The following is a 20,826-nucleotide window of genomic DNA, read 5'->3' as shown; positions in this document are numbered from 1 at the left end:
TTGTCCGACTCGAGCGTGACGAGCGACTGCTCCTTCTCGACCGTGTCGCCGACCTTCACGCCGATCTCGATCACCGGGACGTCCTTGTAGTCGCCGATGTCGGGCACCTTCACCTCGAGCGTGCCGCCCGACGCTGCCGGCGCGGCAGCCGGCGCTGCTGCAGCCGGTGCCGGCGCTGCCGCCGGAGCCGGGGCTGCGGCCGGCGCGGCCGCGCCGTTCACCTGCGCCGCGGCGGCGCCGTCGAGCAGGATGATCAGCGAGCCTTCCGACACGGAATCGCCCACCTTGATCTTCACTTCCTTGACCGTGCCGGCTGCCGGGCTCGGGACATCCATCGTCGCCTTGTCCGACTCGAGCGTGACGAGCGACTGCTCGGGCTCGACCGTGTCACCCACCTTCACGAGCACCTCGATGACGGGCACGTCCTTGTAATCGCCGATATCCGGCACCTTCACTTCGATCGCTTGACTCATCTTTTTGTGTCTCCATGGCCGCGCGCGCCCCTCCCGGAAGCGGCGCGCGGCATCACACGGCGCGTGTGCGTTAAACGGTCATCGGGTTGGGCTTCGACGGATCGAGGTTGTACTTGGCGATCGCGTCCGCGACCACCTTGCGCTCGATCGTGCCTTCGTCGGCCAGCGCGTTCAGCGCGGCGACGGTGACCCAGTGACGGTCGACTTCGAAGAAGTGACGCAGCTTCTCGCGGGTGTCCGAACGACCGAAGCCGTCCGTGCCCAGCACGACGAAGCGGCGATCGATCTGACCACGGATCTGGTCGACCAGCGCGCGCACGTAGTCGGTCGATGCGATGACCGGACCCTGCGTGTCCTTCAGGCACTTCTGCACGTGCGACAGGCGACGCTCCTCGGACGGATGGAGCAGGTTCCAGCGCTCGACTTCGTGGCCTTCACGCGCGAGCTCGGTGAAGCTCGGCACGCTCCAGAGGTCGGCCGCGACGCCCCAGTCGTTCTTCAGCAGGTCGGCGGCTGCGATCACTTCGTTGAAGATCGTGCCCGCGCCCAGCAGCTGCACGCGCGGTGCCTTCTGGTCGGCGTCGGCCTTCTTGAACGCGTACATGCCCTTGATGATGTCGGCCGCCACGTGCTCGCCCTGCGGAATCGCCGGGTGCTCGTAGTTCTCGTTCATCACCGTGATGTAGTAGTACACGTCTTCCTGGTCCTGCACCATGCGGCGCAGACCGTCCTGGATGATCACCGCGAGTTCATAGCCGAACGTCGGGTCGTAGCTCACGCAGTTCGGCACCGATGCCGCCCACAGGAGCGAGTGGCCGTCTTCGTGCTGCAGGCCTTCGCCGTTCAGCGTCGTGCGGCCCGCGGTGCCGCCGAGCAGGAAGCCGCGCGAGCGCATGTCGCCCGCCGCCCATGCCAGGTCGCCGATCCGCTGGAAGCCGAACATCGAATAGAAGATGTAGAACGGCACCATGATCTCGCCGTGCGTCGAGTACGACGTCGCCGCCGCGATCCAGTCGCACATGCCGCCCGCTTCGTTGATGCCTTCCTGCAGGATCTGGCCGGTTTCCGATTCCTTGTAGAACATCAGCTGGTCGGAATCTTCCGGCACGTACTTCTGGCCCTGCTGGTTCCAGATGCCGATCTGGCGGAACAGGCCTTCCATGCCGAACGTGCGCGATTCATCCGGGACGATCGGCACGACGCGCTTGCCGAGCGCCTTGTCCTTCAGCAGGATGTTCAGGATCCGCACGAACGCCATCGTCGTCGAGATCTCGCGGCCTTCGCCCGTGCCCTTCAGCAGCGGCTCGAACGTGTCGAGCGCCGGCACCGGCAGCGACGTCGCCTTCTCGCGGCGGTGCGGCAGGTAGCCGCCGAGGTCCATGCGCTGCTTGCGCATGTATTCGAGTTCCTTCGAGCCTTCCTCGAACTTCAGGTACGGCACGTCGGCGATCTGCTCGTCGGTGATCGGCAGGCGGAACTGGTCACGGAACTTCTTCAGTTGCTCGACCGGCAGCTTCTTCTGCTGGTGCGTGATGTTCATCGCCTGGCCCGACTCGCCCATCCCGTAGCCCTTGATGGTCTTCGCGAGGATGACGGTCGGCGCGCCCTTCGTGTTGCTGGCTTCGTGGAACGCCGCGTAGATCTTGTGCGGATCGTGACCGCCGCGGTTCAGCGCCCAGATGTCGTCGTCCGACCAGTCGGCGACGAGCGCCTTCAGTTCAGGCGTGTTGAAGAAGTGCTCGCGCACGTACGCGCCCGACTCCGACTTGTACGTCTGGTATTCGCCGTCGACGACGTCCATCATGCGGCGCATCAGCGCGCCGGACTTGTCGCGTGCGAACAGCGCATCCCAGCGGCTGCCCCAGATGACCTTGATCACGTTCCAGCCGGCGCCGCGGAATTCCGATTCCAGTTCCTGGATGATCTTGCCGTTGCCGCGCACCGGGCCGTCGAGACGCTGCAGGTTGCAGTTGATCACGAACACGAGGTTGTCGAGCTTTTCGCGGCTCGCCATCCCGATCGCGCCGAGCGATTCCGGCTCGTCCGTCTCGCCGTCGCCGAGGAACGCCCACACCTTGCGGCCTTCCGTCTTCGCGATGCCGCGGGCCTCCAGGTACTTCATGAAGCGGGCCTGGTAGATCGCCATGATCGGGCCAAGGCCCATCGACACGGTCGGGAACTGCCAGAAGTCCGGCATCAGCCACGGGTGCGGGTACGACGAGATGCCCTTGCCGTCGACTTCCTGGCGGAAGCTGTCGAGCTGCTCTTCCGACAGGCGGCCGAGCAGGAACGCGCGCGAGTACACGCCCGGCGACGAGTGGCCCTGCACGAACACGAGATCGCCGCCGTGCTGGTCGGACGCCGCGTGCCAGAAGTGGTTGTAGCCGACGTCATAGAGCGTCGCGGCCGATGCGAACGACGCGATGTGGCCGCCGACGTTCGTGTCCTTGCCCGCGCGCAGCACCATCGCCAGCGCGTTCCAGCGCGTGTACGAACGGATGCGGTGCTCGACGTCCTGGTCGCCCGGGATCTTCGCCTGGGCTTCGACGGGGATCGTGTTGATGTACGGGGTATTCGCGGAGAACGGCAGGTGTTCGCCGTGCATGCGGGCGAATTCGATCTGCTTTTCGATCAGGTAGTGCGCGCGGCCGGTGCCCACGGAGGAGATCACGCCGTCGAGCGACTCGAGCCATTCAACGGTTTCCTGCGGGTCGTCGTCACGTTCGGCGGCGACATATTTCATCACTTCGTTCGGTACAGCGGACATTCTCGTCTCCTGGGTCCTGGAATGTGAGGATCGCTCTCGTGCAGACGACGCGACGCGGCCGGCTGCGGGCAAGCTCCGACGGATTGTAATGAGCGTGCACGGGCCCGCGCAACAAAATTTTCGAATTATGAGATCTTTTCTCGTAATGCGGAATATTGCTGCGCCGCACCCTTGTTTCGGGCCTCTCCGGCGCGCGCCGCGAGCACAAATTCGTTTCCGTTCAACATATCCGGTATGGGTTTTCCATGTATTGCGCTGCGCTACAATCCTGCCATGTTGACCGATCGGCTTTTCGCACGCTCGGCGCGACCGTCGGGCCCGCCGGCGGAGTCGCAGCCGTCCCGCTGGCACCACGGACCGTGGTGGTCCAACTCCTATTTGCTGACGCCGCTGCTGTCGATCCTCGTGTTCCTCGTGGTGATGAGCCTGATTCTATGGAGTCTCAATCGCCGCGAACAGCAGCAGCAGGAAGACACCCTGTTTCGTAACGTCGCATGGGCGCAGCAGCAGATCCGCCTGTCGATGACGGGCGCGCAGGAGCAGCTGCAGGCGCTGTCGCGTGATCTCGCGTCCGGCCGCCTCGACCAGAATGCCTTCCAGATGGCCGTCGCGGACGTGATGCAGACGCATCCGGAAATCCTCTATCTGAACTGGTACACCGCGCCCGGCGTGCAGCGCTGGCCGACCGTGCATCCGCCGCTGCTCGGCCAGCGGCTCGCGAAGCCCGGCGACGCGCAGATGCAGGACGCCGTGCGCGGCGCGTACGACGAAGCGCGCAGCACGCGCCGCCAGGCCTATTCGCCACTGATCTACGACGACTTCGGCAACGGCTTCATCACGCTGCAGACGCCCGTGATGCGCGGCGACCGCGAGTATCTCGGCTCGATCGCCGCGGTGTTCTCGGTCGAAGGGATCCTGAAGCACGACATCCCGCAGGAGCTGTCGTCGAAGTACAAGATCTCCATCACCGACTCGAACAACCGCGAGCTGTCGTCGACGTCGACGCGCCCGCGCCTGCCGCGCGACTCCCACTACGACCTGCCGCTCGATCCGCCCGGCCAGGGGCTGACCGTGCGCGTGTACGCGTTCCCGCAGCTCACGAACCTGACCAACAACACGCTCGTGTGGCTGGTCGCCGGGCTGTCGTGCTTCGTGCTGTGGAGCCTCTGGAGCCTGTGGAAGCACACGCGCCAGCGCTTCGAGGCGCAGCAGGCGCTGTACGCGGAAGCGTTCTTCCGCCGCGCGATGGAAAACTCGGTGCTGATCGGCATGCGCGTGCTCGACATGCACGGCCGCATCACGCACGTGAACCCCGCGTTCTGCCGGATGACGGGCTGGGACGAGACCGACCTCGTCGGCAAGGTCGCGCCGTTTCCGTACTGGCCGCGCGATTCGTACCCGGAAATGCAGCGCCAGCTCGACATGACCCTGCGCGGCAAGGCGCCGAGCTCGGGCTTCGAGCTGCGCGTGCGGCGCAAGAACGGCACGCTGTTCCATGCGCGCCTCTACGTGTCGCCGCTGATCGACAGCTCCGGCCGCCAGACCGGCTGGATGTCGTCGATGACCGACATCACCGAGCCTAAGCGCGCGCGCGAGGAGCTCGCGGCCGCGCACGAACGCTTCACGACGGTGCTCGAAAGCCTCGACGCCGCGGTGTCGGTGCTCGCCGCCGACGAGGCCGAACTGCTGTTCGCGAACCGCTACTACCGCCACCTGTTCGGGATCCGCCCGGACGGCCACCTCGAGCTGTCGGGCGGCGGCTTCGATCGCGCGCAGGCGTCCTCCGACTCGATCGACATGGTCGACGCGTTCGCCGGCCTGCCGGCCGCCGCGCTGACGAGCAGCACCGCCGATGCGCAGGAAGTGTATGTCGAGAGCATCCAGAAGTGGTTCGAGGTGCGCCGCCAATACATCCAGTGGGTGGACGGCCACCTCGCGCAGATGCAGATCGCGACCGACATCACGACCCGCAAGAAGGCGCAGGAACTCGCGCACCAGCAGGAAGAGAAGCTGCAGTTCACGAGCCGATTGATGACGATGGGTGAAATGGCGTCGTCGATTGCTCACGAATTGAACCAGCCGCTCGCCGCGATCAACAACTACTGCTCGGGCACGCTCGCGCTCGTGAAGAGCGGCCGCGGCACGCCCGAGACGCTGCAGCCCGCGCTGGAAAAGACCGCGCAGCAGGCGCTGCGCGCGGGGATGATCGTCAAGCGGATCCGCGAATTCGTGAAGCGCAGCGAGCCGAAGCGCCAGCCGGCGCGGGTCGCGGACATCGTCGCCGACGCGGTCGGGCTCGCCGAAATCGAGGCCAGGAAGCGCAGGATCCGGATCGTCACGGAAATCCTCGCAAGAATGCCTATTATTTATGTCGACCCCGTGCTGATCGAGCAGGTGCTCGTGAACCTGATGAAGAACGCGGCCGAGGCGATGGCCGACGTGAAGCCGGCGTCGGCGGATGGCATGATCCGCGTCGTCGCCGACATCGAGGCGGGTTTCGTCGACATTCGCGTGATCGACCAGGGTCCAGGCGTCGACGAAGCGACCGCCGAACGCCTGTTCGAACCGTTTTACAGCACCAAGTCCGACGGCATGGGCATGGGGCTGAACATCTGCCGTTCGATCATCGAATCGCATCGGGGGCGTCTGTGGGTGGTCAACAATGTCGAACCGGACGGCCGCATTTCCGGCGCGACATTCCACTGCAGCCTGCCCATTGGGGAACCCGCTGATCTCGGCCAAGGGGGGCGCGAGGCATCGGCATCACATACCGTTACGGGAGAACTATGAATAGCCCTGTCACCACCACTCAGGAAACTGTCTTCGTCGTCGACGACGACGAGGCCGTACGGGACTCGCTGCGCTGGCTGCTGGAGGCGAACGGCTATCGCGTGCAATGCTTCTCGAGCGCCGAGCAGTTCCTCGATGCCTATCAGCCGGCGCAGCAGGCCGGCCAGATCGCCTGCCTGATCCTCGACGTGCGGATGTCGGGCATGAGCGGCCTCGAACTGCAGGAGCGCCTGATCGCCGACAACGCCGCGCTGCCGATCATCTTCGTCACGGGCCACGGCGACGTGCCGATGGCGGTGTCGACGATGAAAAAGGGTGCGATGGACTTTATCGAGAAACCGTTCGACGAAGCCGAGCTGCGCAAGCTCGTCGAGCGGATGCTCGACAAGGCCCGAAGCGAAAGCAAGAGCGTCCAGGAACAGCGCGCCGCGAGCGAGCGCCTGTCGAAGCTGACCGCGCGCGAGCAGCAGGTGCTCGAGCGGATCATCGCCGGCCGCCTGAACAAGCAGATCGCCGACGATCTCGGGATCAGCATCAAGACGGTGGAAGCGCACCGCGCGAACATCATGGAAAAGCTCAACGTCAACACGGTCGCCGACCTGCTGCGCCTCGCGCTGTCGAAGAAGCAGGCCTGAACGTCGCGCGGCTGCGGGGCACCTGCCCGGCCTGCCGCGCCACCGCGCCGCGCGATGCGGCCCACTCGCGCGGCGTGGCCCGGCGCTTCCTCCCGGAGCGCCGGCGCCGCCGACATGACGCTTCCCGTGCATTCGCTGTCGGACGACAGCAAGCGAACGGTATAATTGCGTGCTTTGCTGCGGCGCTTCAGGCGTCGTACGCCCGCATTCCAACTTCCCGGCAGGACCCACCACCATGACAGCCCTCCTCATCGACGGCAACGCCCTCTCGAAGACCTTGCGCGCGCAGGCCGCCGAACGCGCCGCCGCGCTGACCGCACGCGGCCACCAGCCCGGCCTCGCGGTACTCCTCGTCGGCGCGAACCCGGCGAGCGAAGTCTACGTGCGCAACAAGATCAAGGCGTGTGAGGACAACGGTTTCTTCTCGCAGAAGGATGCGTATCCGGACACGCTGTCGGAGGCCGACCTGCTCGCGCGCATCGACGAGCTGAACCGTGATCCGAAGATCCACGGCATCCTGGTCCAGCTGCCGCTGCCCGCGCACATCGACAGCCACAAGGTAATCGAGGCGATCGCACCTGAGAAGGACGTCGACGGCTTCCACGTCGCGAACGCCGGCGCGCTGATGACGGGCAAGCCGCTGTTCCGCCCGTGCACGCCGTACGGCGTGATGAAGATGTTCGAAACACATGACATCCCGCTGCGGGGCGCCAACGCGGTCGTGATCGGCCGCTCGAACATCGTCGGCAAGCCGATGGCGATGATGCTGCTCGAAGCCGGCGCGACCGTGACGATCTGCCACAGCAAGACGCGCGACCTCGCCGCGCACACGCGCCAGGCCGACGTCGTGGTCGCCGCGGTCGGCAAGCGCAACATCCTGACGGCCGACATGGTCAAGCCCGGCGCGACGGTGATCGACGTCGGCATGAACCGCGACGACGCAGGCAAGCTGTGCGGCGATGTCGACTTCGCCGGTGTGAAGGAAGTCGCCGGCCACATCACGCCGGTGCCGGGCGGTGTCGGCCCGATGACCATCACGATGCTGCTGATCAACACGATCGAGGCAGCCGAGCGCGCCGCCGCGGCCGCCTGATCGCCCTGCCCGCCCAGCCGGCGCGCATTCGTGCGCCGGCATCCCGCCGGTCGCCGCCGCGGCCGCGCCGTCACCCTGCCACCCCCCGCTGCGTTTCGCCCGTATCCGACCCCGCGTCGAGCGCATCCAATCGCGTCGTTAGAAACTAACGATTGGAAAGCGCGCGATGCGCCCCAATAATGTCGATATCGGGCGCCGCTGCTTCGCGCCTCACCCTTTTCACCCCGGTTCATCCGGCAACAGACAGGGAGTCTTAATGTCCGCCAGCGCCAATACCAATCCGCTTCTCGATTTCTCCGGCCTGCCCCGCTTCGGCGAGATTCGTCCGGAACACGTGACGCCCGCGCTCGACACGCTGCTCGACGCCGCCAATCGCGCTGTCGACACCGCGAGCGCACCCGCGACGCCGGCGACCTGGGCCGCGATCGTCGAGACGGTCGAGCAGGCGACGGAGCCGCTCGGGCGCGCATGGGGCGTCGTCGGCCACCTCAACGCTGTCGCCGACACGCCCGAGCTGCGCGCCGCCTACGGCGAGAACCTGCCGCGCGTGACCGAATTCTGGTCGAGCGTCGGCCAGAACCTCGCGCTGTACGAGAAGTACAAGGCGATCGCCGCGAGCGACGAATACGCGACGCTGTCCGCCGAGCGCAAGAAGATCCTCGACAATGCGCTGCGCGATTTCCGCCTGTCGGGCGCCGAGCTGCCCGAAGACCAGAAGCCGCGCTTCGCGGAACTGCAGGAGCAGCAGGCGGCGCTGTCGAAGGCGTTCTCCGACCACGTGCTCGACGCGACCAACGCCTATGCGTATTTCGCACAGGATGAAGCCGAGCTGGCCGGCCTGCCGGGCGACGCAATCGAAGCGGCCCGCGAAGCCGCGCAGAAGGAAGGCAAGGAAGGCTGGAAATTCACGCTGCACTTCCCGTCCTACTTCCCGGTGCTGCAGTACGCCGAGAACCGCGCGATGCGCGAGACGCTGTACCGCGCGTATGCGACGCGCGCCTCCGAACTCGGGCCGCAGTACGGCGGCGGCAAGGCCGAATGGGACAACACGGCGATCGTGGCCGACGAGCTGAAACTGCGCCGCGAAGAGGCGCAGATGCTCGGCTACCGCAATTTCGCCGAAGTGTCGCTCGCGCCGAAGATGGCCGAGTCGCCGCAGCAGGTGATTGCGTTCCTCGAGGATCTCGCGACACGCGCGCGCCCGCACGCGGACAAGGACTGGGACGAACTGCGCGCCTTCGCCGCGAAGGAACTCGGCCTGACCGAGCTCGCGCCGTGGGACGTCACGTTCGCGGCCGAGCGGCTGCGCCAGCAGCGCTACGCGTTCTCGGAAAACGAGGTCAAGCAGTACTTCCCGGAACCGGCCGTGCTGAAGGGCCTCTTCACCGTCACCGAAACGCTGTTCGGCGTGCGGATCGCGCCGGACGATGCGCCGGTCTGGCACCAGGACGTGTGCTTTTTCCGCGTCGAGAACCGCGACGGTTCGCTCGTCGCGCAGTTCTATCTCGACCTGTATGCACGCGAAGGCAAGCGCGGCGGCGCCTGGATGGACGATGCGCGTGCGCGCGCGAAGCGCGGCGGCACCGTGCAGACACCGGTCGCGTACCTGACCTGCAACTTCTCGGCGCCGGTTGGCGGCAAGCCCGCGTGCTTCACGCACGACGAAGTCATCACGCTGTTCCATGAGTTCGGCCACGGACTGCATCACATGCTCACGCGCGTCGACGAGCTCGGCGTGTCGGGCATCAACGGCGTCGAATGGGATGCGGTCGAGCTGCCGTCGCAGTTCATGGAGAACTTCTGCTGGGAATGGGACGTGCTGTCGTCAATGTCGTCGCACGTCGATACCGGCGCCGCGCTGCCGCGCGAGCTGTTCGACAAGATGATCGCCGCGAAGAACTTCCAGAGCGGACTCGGCACGCTGCGCCAGATCGTGTTCTCGATGTTCGACATGCTGCTGCACGTCGACTTCGACCCGGCCGGCGCGACCGGCGTGAACGCGTTCGCGCGCGAGATCAACGAGCGCTACCACGTGATCCCGCAGGCGGCGTTCTCGCGCTGGCCGAACACGTTCAGCCACATCTTCGCAGGCGGCTATGCGGCCGGCTACTACAGCTACAAGTGGGCCGAGGTATTGTCCGCCGATGCGTACGCGGCGTTCGAGGAAGCGGCCGCCGCCAGCGGCAGCGTGCTCGACGCGGCGACCGGCACGCGCTATCGCCGCGAGATCCTCGAAGTCGGCGGCAGCCGCCCGGCGATGGATTCGTTCAAGGCGTTCCGCGGCCGCGAGCCGGAAATCGACGCGCTGCTGCGCCACAACGGGATGGCCGCCCCCGCGCACTGAGTGCGCGCCGCCCGGCGCGTCCGGCTGCATCGAAAGGCACCGCGCTTCGGCGGTGCCTTTTTTCATGGCGCCGGCGTCTCACTGCCGGCGTCGTCCGCATGATCGGCGTCGTCATCGAACAGCAAGAACTGCCCGTGACGCTCGGCCGTATCCTCGTCGATGCGCACGCCGACGCCGAGCAGCCGCACGGCTTGCGCGCGCCGCTGCAGCCCCTTCGCGAGCAGCGCGACCGCCGTCTGCGCATTCGTCGCGTCGGCCACGCATTCGACGGTCGTGCGCTGGAAATCGGCGAAGCGGATCTTCACGTACAGCTTGCGGATCGCGCGGGCAGCACCGGCACGCGCGATCCGCGCGTCGAGCTGCACGACGAGGCGGCGGATTTCGTCCGCGCATTGTTCGAGCGTCGTCAGGTCGGTCACGTAGGTCGTCTCGACGCTGACCGACTTGCGCTCCTGGTCAGCCCGCACCGGCCGCTCGTCGATTCCGCGCGCCAACTGGTACAGCCGCCGGCCGAACGCACCGAACTCGCGATGCAGATCGATCAGCGACCAGTCGCGCAACTGCGCGCAGGTCTGGATGCCGAGCCGGTCGAGCCGCGTGGCAGTCACCTTGCCGACGCCGTGCAGCTTGCGCACCGGCAACGCCGCGACGAACGCATCGACTTCATGCGGGCGCACGACGAACAGGCCGTCGGGCTTGTTCCAGTCGGACGCGATCTTCGCGATGAACTTGTTCGGCGCGACGCCCGCCGACACCGTCACGCCGACCGTGTCGTACACACGCTGACGGATCTCCCGCGCGATCAGCGTCGCGCTGCCCTGGCACAGTTCCGACCCGCTGACGTCGAGGTAGGCTTCGTCGAGCGACAGCGGCTCGACGTCGTGCGTGTAGTCACGATAGATCGCCATGATCTGCCGCGACGCCGCGCGGTACTTGTCCATCGCGGACGGCAGGATCAGCAGGTCCGGACACTTGCGCATCGCCAGCGCCGACGACATCGCCGAATGCACGCCATAGCGGCGCGCCTCGTAGTTGCAGGTCGCGATCACGCCGCGCTGGTCGGGCCGGCCGCCGACCGCGAGCGGCCGGTTGCGCAGCGACGGGTCGTCGCGCATCTCCACCGACGCGTAAAAGCAGTCGCAGTCGCAGTGGATGATCTTGCGCACGCGCGGCGGCGCGTCGCCAAGGGGCGGCGCGCGCGGATCGGCAGGCGGGATGATGGTCGGGTTCACGGTGCCGATACTGTACAAAAACACAGTGCCCGTTTCAACTGTCGCGTGCTGCCGCGTTCGATCGCCGCCGGGCGCCTTTGGCCGCATCGGGCCGCTTCCCGTACTCCCCGGCGATCCGCGGCCATCTCCGGCCAAGCGGCCCTGGCCGGCGGCACCGTACCGGTCCGCTTCGAGCGGATCGTACCGCCGCGCGCACGGGCCGGCCCCTATACTCGTCTGCCACGACAGAAGAAACGCACAGGTGACGGATGAAGACGATCGGACTGATCGGCGGGATGAGCTGGGAATCGTCGGCCGAGTACTACCGGATGATCAACCGCCATTCGAAGGCGCTGCACGGCGGCCATCACAACGCGAAGAGCGTGCTGGTCACGGTGGATTTCGCCGAGATCGAAGCGCTGCAGCGCACGCAGGACTGGGCCGCGCTCGGCGAACGGATGGCCGACGCCGCGCGACAGCTCGAAGCGGCCGGCGCCGATCTCGTCGTGCTGACGACCAACACGATGCACCGCGTGCACGACGCGATCGAGGCTGCGGTGGCACTGCCGTTCCTGCACATCGCCGATCCGACCGGCGCCGCGCTGCGCGCCGCCGGCGTCGAGCGCGTCGCACTGCTCGGCACGCGTTACACGATGGAACTGCCGTTCTATGCGGAGCGCCTGCGCGACAGGTTCGGCCTCGACGTACTGGTGCCGGACGAAGCCGCACGCGGCGACGTGCACCGGATCATCTATGACGAGCTGTGTCACGGCGTGATCGATGCGGGGTCGCGCGCGACCTATGTGGCGATCATCGACGAACTGGCGAAACGCGGCGCGCAGGCCGTGATTCTCGGCTGCACGGAAATCACGTTGCTGATCGGTGCGGACGATTCGCCGCTGCCGGTATTCGATACGACCGCGCTGCATGCGAAGGCAGCGGTCGAGTGGGCGGCGTGCTGAAAACAAAAAACCCGGCACGAGGCCGGGTTCTTGTCGACGAAGCGCGCATCGGTCACTTGCGCTGCACATCGTCTGGTGTGCTTGGTTGCGGGGGTAGGATTTGAACCTACGACCTTCGGGTTATGAGCCCGACGAGCTGCCAGACTGCTCCACCCCGCGTCAGAGAAATAAATTATAGGGTGATGAAGCACTCACGTCAACACCTTTGTCACAATTTCTTTGCAAGCCGTCGATGTCGCGATGCCCGGCGCGTGCTTCGCATCGCGTGTCGCGCGCGTTCGCGCCCCGTGCTCGCGGTAAGATGGCGGCCTTCGCATTCACCCCGCACGCATTCCCGTTCATGAAAATCGCCACCTGGAACGTCAACTCGCTCAACGTCCGCAAGCAGCACGTGCTCGACTGGCTCGCGCAAAGCGGAACCGACGTGCTGTGCCTGCAGGAACTGAAGCTGCCGGACGAGAAGTATCCGCGCGCCGATCTCGAGGCAATCGGCTATCGCAGCTGGTTCGCGGGCCAGAAGACCTACAACGGCGTCGCGATCCTCGTGCGCGACACGCTCGCCGTCGACGAATCGGACGTCGTGCGCAACATCCCCGGCTTCGACGATCCGCAGCAGCGCGTGGTCGCCGTGACGGTCGACGGCGTACGCATCGTGTCCGCGTATTTCCCGAACGGCCAGGCGCCCGACTCCGACAAGTTCGTCTACAAGATGCAGTGGCTCGACGCGCTGCATGCGTGGCTGAGCACCGAAATGCAGCGCCACCCAAAGCTCGCGCTGCTCGGCGACTACAACATCGCGCCCGAGGACCGCGACGTGCACGACCCGGCGAAATGGGAAGGCCAGAACCTCGTGTCGCCGCAGGAGCGCGCGCACTTCGCGAAGCTGATCGAGCTCGGCTTCGTCGACGCGTTCCGCCGCTTCGAGCAGCCCGAGAAGACCTTCACGTGGTGGGACTACCGGATGTTCGCGTTCCGCCGCAACGCGGGGCTGCGCATCGACCACGTCCTGCTGTCGCCGGCGCTCGCCGCCACCTGCACGTCGTGCGAAGTCGACCGCACGCCGCGCACGTGGGAACAGCCGTCCGACCACACGCCGGTCGTCGCGATCGTCGGCTGACCACCCCGCCCGCTCACGCCCGCGCTCAACCGCGCGCGGGCGCGGGCCCGAGATGGGCCCACAGGAAGCCGAACTCCGCCGCATCCGATTCGGCACGCTCCAGGTCGTCGGCGCTGCCGTGGCCGCCGTCGGTGTTCTCCCAGTACCACACCCGTTCATGTCCAAGCTCATGCATGCGCGCGGCCATCTTGCGCGCATGCGCGGGATGCACGCGGTCGTCGCGCGTCGACGTGGTCAGCAACAGCGGCGGATACGCTACACCTTCGCGCACGCGGTGATACGGCGAGTAGGCGGCGAGCGCCGCGCCCTCGCGCACATCGTCCGGATCGCCGTATTCGTCGAGCCACGCGGCGCCCGCGTGCAGCTTCGGATAGCGCCGCATGTCGAGCAGCGGCACGCGGCACAGGACCGCGCCGAACAACTCCGGACGCTGCACCATGCACGCGCCGACCAGCAGCCCGCCGTTGCTGCCGCCCTCGATGCCGAGTTGCGCGGCCGTCGTCACGCCGGTGCGGATCAGATCCTCGGCCACCGCGATGAAGTCGTCGAACGAACGCTGCCGATGCTCGCGCTGCGCGTCGACGTGCCAGCCCGGCCCGAATTCGCCGCCGCCGCGGATGTGCGCGAACGCCGCGACGCCGCCGCGTTCGAGCCACCCGATGCCCAGTGCATCGCTATAGCCCGGCAGGTTCGGAATCGCGAAGCCGCCATAGCCCGACAGCAGGCACGGCCGCGCGACGCGGGCGCTGCCGTCGGGATGCGCCAGTCCATCGAGCGCGTCACGCGGCCCGATCAGCGTGTACGGCACGACCGTGCCGTCGCGCGAGCGGGCATTCGCGCGCCGCACGACGAGCCCGGCCGCATCGAACCGCACCGGCGGCCGGTCGAGCAGTACGCGGCGCGACGGCGCATCGGCCGCGCGATCGTCCAGATCGGCGAGCCAGCATTCGGGGGGATCGAGATAGGTATCGACGTCCACGTACACGTCGTCGTTCAGCGTCGACTCGACCGGCTCGACGTCGATCTGCGCATCGCCCGGCCACTCGAACGGCCGCGCGTCCCACGTCCATGCGCCATCATCGCCCTGGCGCGGCTGCCACAGCAGCGTGCGGTTGTGCACGTCGTCGAGCCAGCTTGCGATCAGCAGCGTGCGCGTGTGCGTCCACGTGCACGCGGACGTCGACGGCCGCGGCTCGAACAGCGTCGTGAGTTCGCGCGACCCGGCGAGGAACGCCTGCTCGCGGATCGCGAGCAGCGAGCCGCCCGCGTGACGCACGCCGCCGCAGTCCCAGTCGAGCCGCGGCTCCAGCATGAGCCAGCCTTCCCAGAAACCGACCTCGACGTGCGTCGGCACATCGTAGCGCGCCCACTCGCCCGCGTCGGTCAGCCGGTATGCATGCGCGTCGAAGAAATCGACGCTGCGCCACGCGACGTGGCGGCCGTCGATCGGATCGAACCCCGCGCCCGCGCTGATGTCGTCGGGTTCGCCGCGGAACACGACCGGCGCATCGGCGAGCGGCGTGCCGCGTACCCAGCGGCGCGCTTCGTACGGATAGCCGGCGGCGGTCACATGTGGCTCGCCGCGATCCCAGCTCACGTAGACGGTATCGCGGTCGATCCAGCCGACCGTGTGATTCCCGGGCTCGTCGATCGTGAACCCGCCGTCGACGAAACGGCGCTGCACGAGGTCGAATTCGCGCACGACGACCGCGTCGGCGCCGCCCGGCGACAGCGACAGCAAAGCACGGTCACCGTCCGGATACAGGATCGCGTCCTGCTCGAACACCCACGACTCGCCCTCTTGCGCGCCGAGCGCGTCGACGTCGAGCAGCGTTTCCCACTCGGGCCGGCCGGCGCGCCAGTCGTCCCAGCGCGCGCGGCGCCACAGTCCCTTCGGGTGGAGATCGTCCTGCCACAGGTCGTACGCCCAGTCGCGCCAGCGGGTCGGAATCACCGGGCGTTCGCGCGGCAGATACGCCTGCGCGAGCCGCGCGGTGAGCGCGCGATACGCATCGTCATCGCGCAGCACGACACGCGTGCGCGCGTTCTGCTCGTCGACCCACGCGCGGGCGCGCTTGCTGTCGAGCGCTTCGAGAAAACGGAAGGGATCGGCCCCGGCGGGCCAGCGGAAGGAATCGGACATGACGGGTGTGCACGTGACGGCAAACCGAGATTATGTCCGATCGCGGCATGCGCGATGCCCGCGCATGCCGCGACGGTTGCTTACGGCTCCAGATGCAGTTCCTGGATCTTGCGCGTGATCGTGTTGCGGCCGATGCCGAGCCGCTCCGCCGCCTCGACCTTGCGGCCGCGCGTGAAGTCGAGCGCCTCGCGGATCACGGCGGCCTCGAAGCGGCGCGCGAGCTCGTCCATCACGTCGGCCGAATTCTCGCGCAACAGCCGCGCGACCTCCGTGCGCAGCCCGTTTTCCCACATCGGATAGCCGGCCGGCGCGCCGTTCGGCACGGCCGCGACGGGCGCAACAACCGTCAACGGCATCGCACCGGCCGCCGGCTGCGCGCGCGCGACGTCGCCGCCGCCGACGCTGGTGCCGGCGTACGCATCCGCGCCATCGACCGTCGCTGTCACCGGCGCGCCTGCCGGCACGAGATCGGGCGGCAGATCCTTGATCTCGACCGTCTGCGCGGGCGCCATCACGGTCAGCCAGTTCGCGAGGTTCTCGAGCTGCCGCACGTTGCCGGGGAACGGCAACGAGGTCAGGTACGCAAGCGCCTCGTCGGACACGCGCTTCGGCTCGACGCCGAGATCGCGCGCGCTTTTCTGCAGGAAGTGGCGCGTGAGCAGCGCGATGTCCTCGCTGCGTTCGCGCAGCGGCGGCAACCGCAGCCGGATCACGTTGAGCCGGTGGTAAAGGTCCTCGCGGAACAGCCCCTGCCGCACGCGCGCCTCGAGATTCTGGTGCGTCGCGGCGATCACGCGCACGTTCGCGCGCAGCGGGTTGTGGCCGCCGACCCGATAGAACTGCCCGTCCGACAGCACGCGCAACAGGCGCGTCTGCAGATCGAACGGCATGTCGCCGATTTCATCGAGGAACAGCGTGCCGTTCTCGGCCTGTTCGAAGCGGCCCTGGCGCGTCGTCTGCGCGCCGGTGAACGCACCGCGCTCGTGACCGAACAGTTCCGATTCGAGCAGGTCCTTCGGAATCGCCGCGGTGTTCAGCGCGATGAACGGCCCGTTCGCCCGCGGGCTGTGACGGTGCAGCGCCCGCGCGACGAGCTCCTTGCCGGTGCCCGATTCACCGGTGATCAGCACGGTCGCCGCCGAATGCGACAGGCGGCCGATCGCGCGGAACATGTCCTGCATCGCGGGCGCCTGGCCGAGCATCTCGGGCGCCTCGGCGACGCGCTCGTCCTGCGGCGCGCCGCCGCGCAGGCTTTCCTCGACCGCGCGGCGGATCAGCTCGACCGCCTTGTCGACGTCGAACGGCTTCGCGAGATATTCGAACGCACCGCCCTGGAACGCCGCGACGGCGCTGTCGAGATCGGAGAACGCCGTCATGATGATGACGGGCAGGCCCGGCAGGCGCTCGTGCATCGCCTGCAGCAGCTCGAGGCCGGAGCCGCCCGGCATCCGGATGTCGGACACGAGCACCTGCGGCTTCTCGTGGTCGAGCGCGGCCAGCGCGTCGCGCACGTTCGCGAAGCTCTTCGTCGCGAAGCTGTCCCGGGCGAGCGCCTTTTCGAGCACCCAGCGGATCGATTGATCGTCGTCTACTATCCAGATCGGCTTCATAGGTCGGTCAGATATTGGTGAATCGGGTGAATCGCCATGCCGCCGCTCAATGGTCGAGCGGCAGCAGGATCTGAAATTCGGTACGTCCGGGCCGGCTCTCGACCTCGATCATCCCGTCGTGCTGCTGCACGAACGTCTGCGCGAGCGTGAGGCCGAGGCCGCTGCCGTCGTCGCGCCCGGACACGAGCGGGTAGAAGATCCGGTCGCGGATCTCTTCCGGAATGCCGGGCCCGTTGTCGACCACGTGCAAGTCCAGTGCCAGCTTGTACAGGCGCTTCGCGATCGTCACCTTGCGCGCGACGCGCGTGCGCAGCTCGATCTTCGCGTCGCCCTGCGCGATCCGTTCGCGCAGCGCCTGCGCGGCGTTGCGCACGATGTTCAGCAGTGCCTGGATCAGCTGCTCCTTGTCGCCGCGCAGGTCCGGCACGCTGACGTCGTAGTCGCGCTCGATCGTGAGCCCGCGCGGAAATTCCGCGAGCATCACTGCGCGCACGCGTTCGCACACTTCATGAATGTTCACGTCGCCGACGATGTGCGGATGCCGGTGTGGCTCCAGCAACCGGTCGACGAGCGTCTGCAGGCGGTCGGACTCCTTGATGATCACCTGCGTGTATTCGCGCAACTCGCCGCGCTCGCGCTCGCTCAGTTCGAATTCGAGCAGCTGGGCTGCGCCGCGAATGCCGCCGAGCGGGTTCTTGATCTCGTGCGCGAGGTTGCGGATCAGTTGCTTGTTGACCGCGGTCAGGTCGTGGATGCGCTCCTCGCGATCGGTGCGCGACTGCCGTTCGTTCTCGAACAGCTCGACGAGCACGAAATCGGGCGCGGTCTCGAGGAAGCCGACGATCGCATGCACGTGCAGCGCCTCGTGGCCGGGCCGGTCGAGCACGGTATCGAGATGCGTCGCGTGAAAGCGCTCCTCGCCGATCGCGGTGATCGTCGACGCGAGCTCGTTCGCGTTCGGAAAAATCTCGCCCCACGGCCGCTGCGCGAGCTGCCGGCGCGAGATGTCGAGCATCGCCTCCGCGGACGGGTTCGCGAACGCAACCCGCAGCGTCTTGCGGTCGAGCACGATCACGACCGTCGGCAGCGCTTCCAGCCCCGCAAGCAGGCCCGAGCGCGCGAGCCGCTCGTCTTCCGTCAGTCGCTCGGGCTGCCCCGTCTTCGCCTTGATCAGATTCTTCAGAGCCATCTTGCGTATCGTCGCGCCTCAGCGGGCCGGAAAATGAAAATTGTCGGAACAAAAAAGGGACGGCTGGACGCCGTCCCCTTTCAGACTCCGCGGTTCCCGCCGCAGGCCGCGCGACGGGAACGAACCGGCAGGACGGCGCTGAATCGAAGCGCCATCGCCGATTACAGCGAGTAGTACATCTCGAACTCGATCGGATGCGTCGTCATGCGGAACTTCGCCAGCTCCTGCTCCTTCAGCGCGAGGTACGCATCGATCATGCCGTCGGTGAACACGCCACCGCGCGTCAGGAACTCGCGATCCTTGTCGAGCGCTTCCAGTGCCTGGTCGAGGCCCGCGCAGACGGTCGGGATCTTTGCATCCTCTTCCGGCGGCAGGTCGTACAGGTTCTTGTCGGCAGCTTCGCCCGGATGGATCTTGTTCTGGATCCCGTCGAGACCGGCCATCATCAGCGCCGTGAAGCACAGGTACGGGTTCGCCATCGGATCCGGGAAGCGCGTTTCGATACGGCGGCCCTTCGGGTTCGACACGTGCGGAATGCGGATCGATGCCGAACGGTTGCGTGCCGAGTAGGCGAGCTTGACCGGCGCTTCGAAGTGCGGGACCAGACGCTTGTACGAGTTCGTCGTCGGGTTCGTGATCGCGTTCAGTGCACGGGCGTGCTTGATGATGCCGCCGATGTAGAACAGCGCCAGTTCCGACAGGCCGGCGTAGCCGTTGCCCGCGAACAGGTTCTGGCCGTCCTTCCAGATCGACTGGTGAACGTGCATGCCCGAACCGTTGTCGCCGACGACCGGCTTCGGCATGAACGTCGCCGTCTTGCCGTACGAGTGCGCGACGTTATGGATGATGTACTTCGACCATTGCGTCCAGTCGGCGCGCTGCACGAGCGTCGAGAACTTCGTGCCGATTTCGTTCTGGCCCTGGCCCGCCACTTCGTGGTGGTGCACTTCGACCGGGATGCCGAGCTGTTCGAGCAGCAGGCACATTTCCGAACGCATGTCCTGGAATGTGTCGACCGGCGCGACCGGGAAGTAGCCGCCCTTCGTGCCCGGGCGGTGGCCCGTGTTGCCGCCTTCGAATTCCTTGGCCGACGACCACGGCGCTTCTTCCGAGTTGATCTTCACGAAGCAGCCCGACATGTCCGTGTTCCACTGGACCGAGTCGAAAATGAAGAATTCCGGTTCCGGACCGAAGAAGGCCGTGTCACCGATGCCCGTGCTCTTCAGGTACGCTTCGCCGCGCTTCGCGAGCGAACGCGGATCGCGCTCGTAGCCCTTGCCGTCAGCCGGTTCGACCACGTCGCAGGTCAGCACGAGGGTCGACTCTTCATAGAACGGGTCGACGAATGCGGCGTTCGGGTCCGGCATGAGCAGCATGTCCGACGCCTCGATGCCCTTCCAGCCCGCGATCGACGAACCGTCGAATGCATGGCCGCTTTCGAACTTGTCTTCGTCAAACGCCGAAACCGGCACCGACACGTGCTGTTCCTTGCCGCGCGTATCCGTGAAGCGGAAATCGACAAACTTGACGTCCTCGTCCTTCACGAGCTGCATGACGTCGGCGACGGTTTTACTCATAACCTCTTCTCCTGATTGAACAATTCCGGCGGACTGGGAACCGCCTCGTTTATCGAGCTGCCCGGAGTCTGGCTTTGGCGCAGCGCGCCCCGGGTCGACCGAATTCTATATAGCAGCAACCGTGCCAGCCATGCGCAGAAGCGACATGAATCGTGCCAGCCCGCGCCACGGCAGGGCCCGGCTGCGCGATTCCGGGGCCGGGCGCCGCATCAGCGGTTGCCCGGCCGCACCGATACGGTGCAAATGACGGGACGCACCGGCGCGACGGGATCATTCTGGTGCACCCATGCCATTCTGCACTCTTCTGGTGAATCCGTGCGCGGTGCATGCGCCGCAGGGCACGGACATCCGCGCAGCGGTGCCGCGCTAGAATGTTCGTTTGACCGATACGGAGACCTCCTGCCATGAGTACGCTCGACCAGCTTTACGCGAAGGCCGAAGAACGCCGCGTCCAAGGCGCGCTCCACTATGCCGGCGCACTGCTGCCGGCCGAGGCATTCGAACTGCTGCAGCTCGATCCGTCGGCACGCCTCGTCGACGTGCGCACCCGCGCCGAGCTCGACTGGATCGGCCGCCCGCTCGTCGGCGACGGCCAGTACCTGCATCTCGAATGGACGCGCTACCCGGGCGGCGTGCCGAACGCCGAATTCATCGACGAACTGAAGGCGGCCCTCCCGGCCGATACGCCCATCCTGTTCCTGTGCCGCAGCGCGGCGCGCTCGAAGCTCGCCGCGGTCGCGTCGTCGCAGGCCGGCTTCACGAAGGCCTTCGACCTGCTCGAAGGCTTCGAGGGCGGCAAGGACGCCGAGGGCCACCGCAAGACGGTCGACGGCTGGTGCTTCCGGAAACTGCCGTGGATCGGCGCCTGACGGCGCCGCCGTTCAGGCACGCCCGACTGCGACATCGTCGAGCCGG

The 20,826-nt window shown here is 66.9% G+C and carries 14 protein-coding genes and 1 tRNA gene; 7 read left to right on the top strand and 8 right to left on the bottom strand.

Going from position 1 to position 20,826, the window contains the following annotated elements; all coding sequences use genetic code 11:
- Positions 1–473, bottom strand: a 473-nt coding sequence (locus DIE21_RS33885) for a biotin/lipoyl-containing protein (protein ID WP_311767470.1), incomplete at its 3' end; no start/stop codon positions are given.
- 70 nt (positions 474–543) lie between these two features.
- Positions 544–3,240 carry a pyruvate dehydrogenase (acetyl-transferring), homodimeric type gene (aceE, locus tag DIE21_RS33880; RefSeq protein WP_124501727.1) on the bottom strand — a complete coding sequence of 899 codons (2,697 nt, stop codon included), beginning with the start codon at positions 3,238–3,240 and terminating at the stop codon, positions 544–546.
- A gap of 273 nt (positions 3,241–3,513) precedes the next feature.
- On the opposite strand from aceE, the gene fixL reads away from it, so the two are divergent.
- The 4 genes from fixL to DIE21_RS33860 all read left to right on the top strand — a co-directional run bounded on the left by fixL (position 3,514) and on the right by DIE21_RS33860 (position 10,102).
- On the top strand, positions 3,514–6,030 hold the full coding sequence (fixL, locus tag DIE21_RS33875; protein ID WP_124501726.1) for an oxygen sensor histidine kinase FixL: 2,517 nt from the start codon (positions 3,514–3,516) through the stop codon (positions 6,028–6,030).
- On the top strand, positions 6,027–6,665 hold the full coding sequence (gene fixJ / locus DIE21_RS33870) for an oxygen response regulator transcription factor FixJ (protein ID WP_006493245.1): 639 nt from the start codon (positions 6,027–6,029) through the stop codon (positions 6,663–6,665). The genes fixL and fixJ overlap by 4 nt, the downstream gene beginning before the upstream one ends.
- A gap of 235 nt (positions 6,666–6,900) precedes the next feature.
- Entirely contained in the window at positions 6,901–7,758 is an 858-nt protein-coding gene (gene folD, locus DIE21_RS33865) for a bifunctional methylenetetrahydrofolate dehydrogenase/methenyltetrahydrofolate cyclohydrolase FolD (RefSeq protein WP_124501725.1), read from the top strand.
- 256 nt (positions 7,759–8,014) lie between these two features.
- The gene (locus tag DIE21_RS33860) at positions 8,015–10,102 is read left to right on the top strand and encodes a M3 family metallopeptidase (RefSeq protein WP_124501724.1); all 2,088 of its coding nucleotides are present in this window, start codon (positions 8,015–8,017) and stop codon (positions 10,100–10,102) included.
- A gap of 62 nt (positions 10,103–10,164) precedes the next feature.
- Here the strand turns inward: DIE21_RS33860 and dinB are convergent, their stop codons facing one another.
- Complete coding sequence (gene dinB, locus DIE21_RS33855) at positions 10,165–11,358, bottom strand: DNA polymerase IV (protein ID WP_124501723.1); 1,194 nt, start codon at positions 11,356–11,358, stop codon at positions 10,165–10,167.
- 224 nt (positions 11,359–11,582) lie between these two features.
- Between dinB and DIE21_RS33850 the strand changes: the two genes are divergently transcribed.
- On the top strand, positions 11,583–12,275 hold the full coding sequence (locus DIE21_RS33850) for an aspartate/glutamate racemase family protein (protein WP_124501722.1): 693 nt from the start codon (positions 11,583–11,585) through the stop codon (positions 12,273–12,275).
- An 82-nt stretch (positions 12,276–12,357) separates the two neighbouring features.
- On the opposite strand, the gene DIE21_RS33845 is transcribed toward DIE21_RS33850, so the two are convergent.
- Positions 12,358–12,434 (bottom strand) — tRNA-Met (locus tag DIE21_RS33845).
- A gap of 181 nt (positions 12,435–12,615) precedes the next feature.
- Here DIE21_RS33845 and xth point away from each other — a divergent pair.
- Complete coding sequence (gene xth / locus DIE21_RS33840; RefSeq protein WP_221622411.1) at positions 12,616–13,392, top strand: exodeoxyribonuclease III; 777 nt, start codon at positions 12,616–12,618, stop codon at positions 13,390–13,392.
- 25 nt (positions 13,393–13,417) lie between these two features.
- Here xth and DIE21_RS33835 read toward each other — a convergent pair whose 3' ends face one another.
- The 4 genes from DIE21_RS33835 to glnA all read right to left on the bottom strand — a co-directional run bounded on the left by DIE21_RS33835 (position 13,418) and on the right by glnA (position 19,911).
- Entirely contained in the window at positions 13,418–15,535 is a 2,118-nt protein-coding gene (locus DIE21_RS33835; RefSeq protein ID WP_124501720.1) for a prolyl oligopeptidase family protein, read from the bottom strand.
- Between the two features lie 80 nt (positions 15,536–15,615).
- Positions 15,616–17,145 carry a nitrogen regulation protein NR(I) gene (gene ntrC / locus DIE21_RS33830; protein ID WP_124501719.1) on the bottom strand — a complete coding sequence of 510 codons (1,530 nt, stop codon included), beginning with the start codon at positions 17,143–17,145 and terminating at the stop codon, positions 15,616–15,618.
- 46 nt (positions 17,146–17,191) lie between these two features.
- Positions 17,192–18,334: a nitrogen regulation protein NR(II) gene (glnL, locus tag DIE21_RS33825; RefSeq protein ID WP_185640763.1), complete on the bottom strand. Its 1,143-nt coding sequence runs from the start codon at positions 18,332–18,334 to the stop codon at positions 17,192–17,194.
- A gap of 161 nt (positions 18,335–18,495) precedes the next feature.
- The gene (gene glnA, locus DIE21_RS33820) at positions 18,496–19,911 is read right to left on the bottom strand and encodes a type I glutamate--ammonia ligase (protein WP_124501718.1); all 1,416 of its coding nucleotides are present in this window, start codon (positions 19,909–19,911) and stop codon (positions 18,496–18,498) included.
- Between the two features lie 404 nt (positions 19,912–20,315).
- Here glnA and DIE21_RS33815 point away from each other — a divergent pair, with 404 nt between their 5' ends.
- Positions 20,316–20,780 (top strand): rhodanese-like domain-containing protein, encoded by a 465-nt coding sequence (locus DIE21_RS33815; protein WP_124501717.1) that lies wholly within the window; start codon positions 20,316–20,318, stop codon positions 20,778–20,780.
- The last annotated feature ends 46 nt before the right edge of the window (positions 20,781–20,826 follow it).

Source organism: Burkholderia sp. Bp9140 (assembly GCF_003853425.1).
In the GTDB taxonomy this organism is placed as follows: Bacteria; Pseudomonadota; Gammaproteobacteria; order Burkholderiales; family Burkholderiaceae; genus Burkholderia.
Note: the sequence above shows the minus strand (reverse complement) of the source record. Positions and strands in the feature narration are given on the sequence as shown.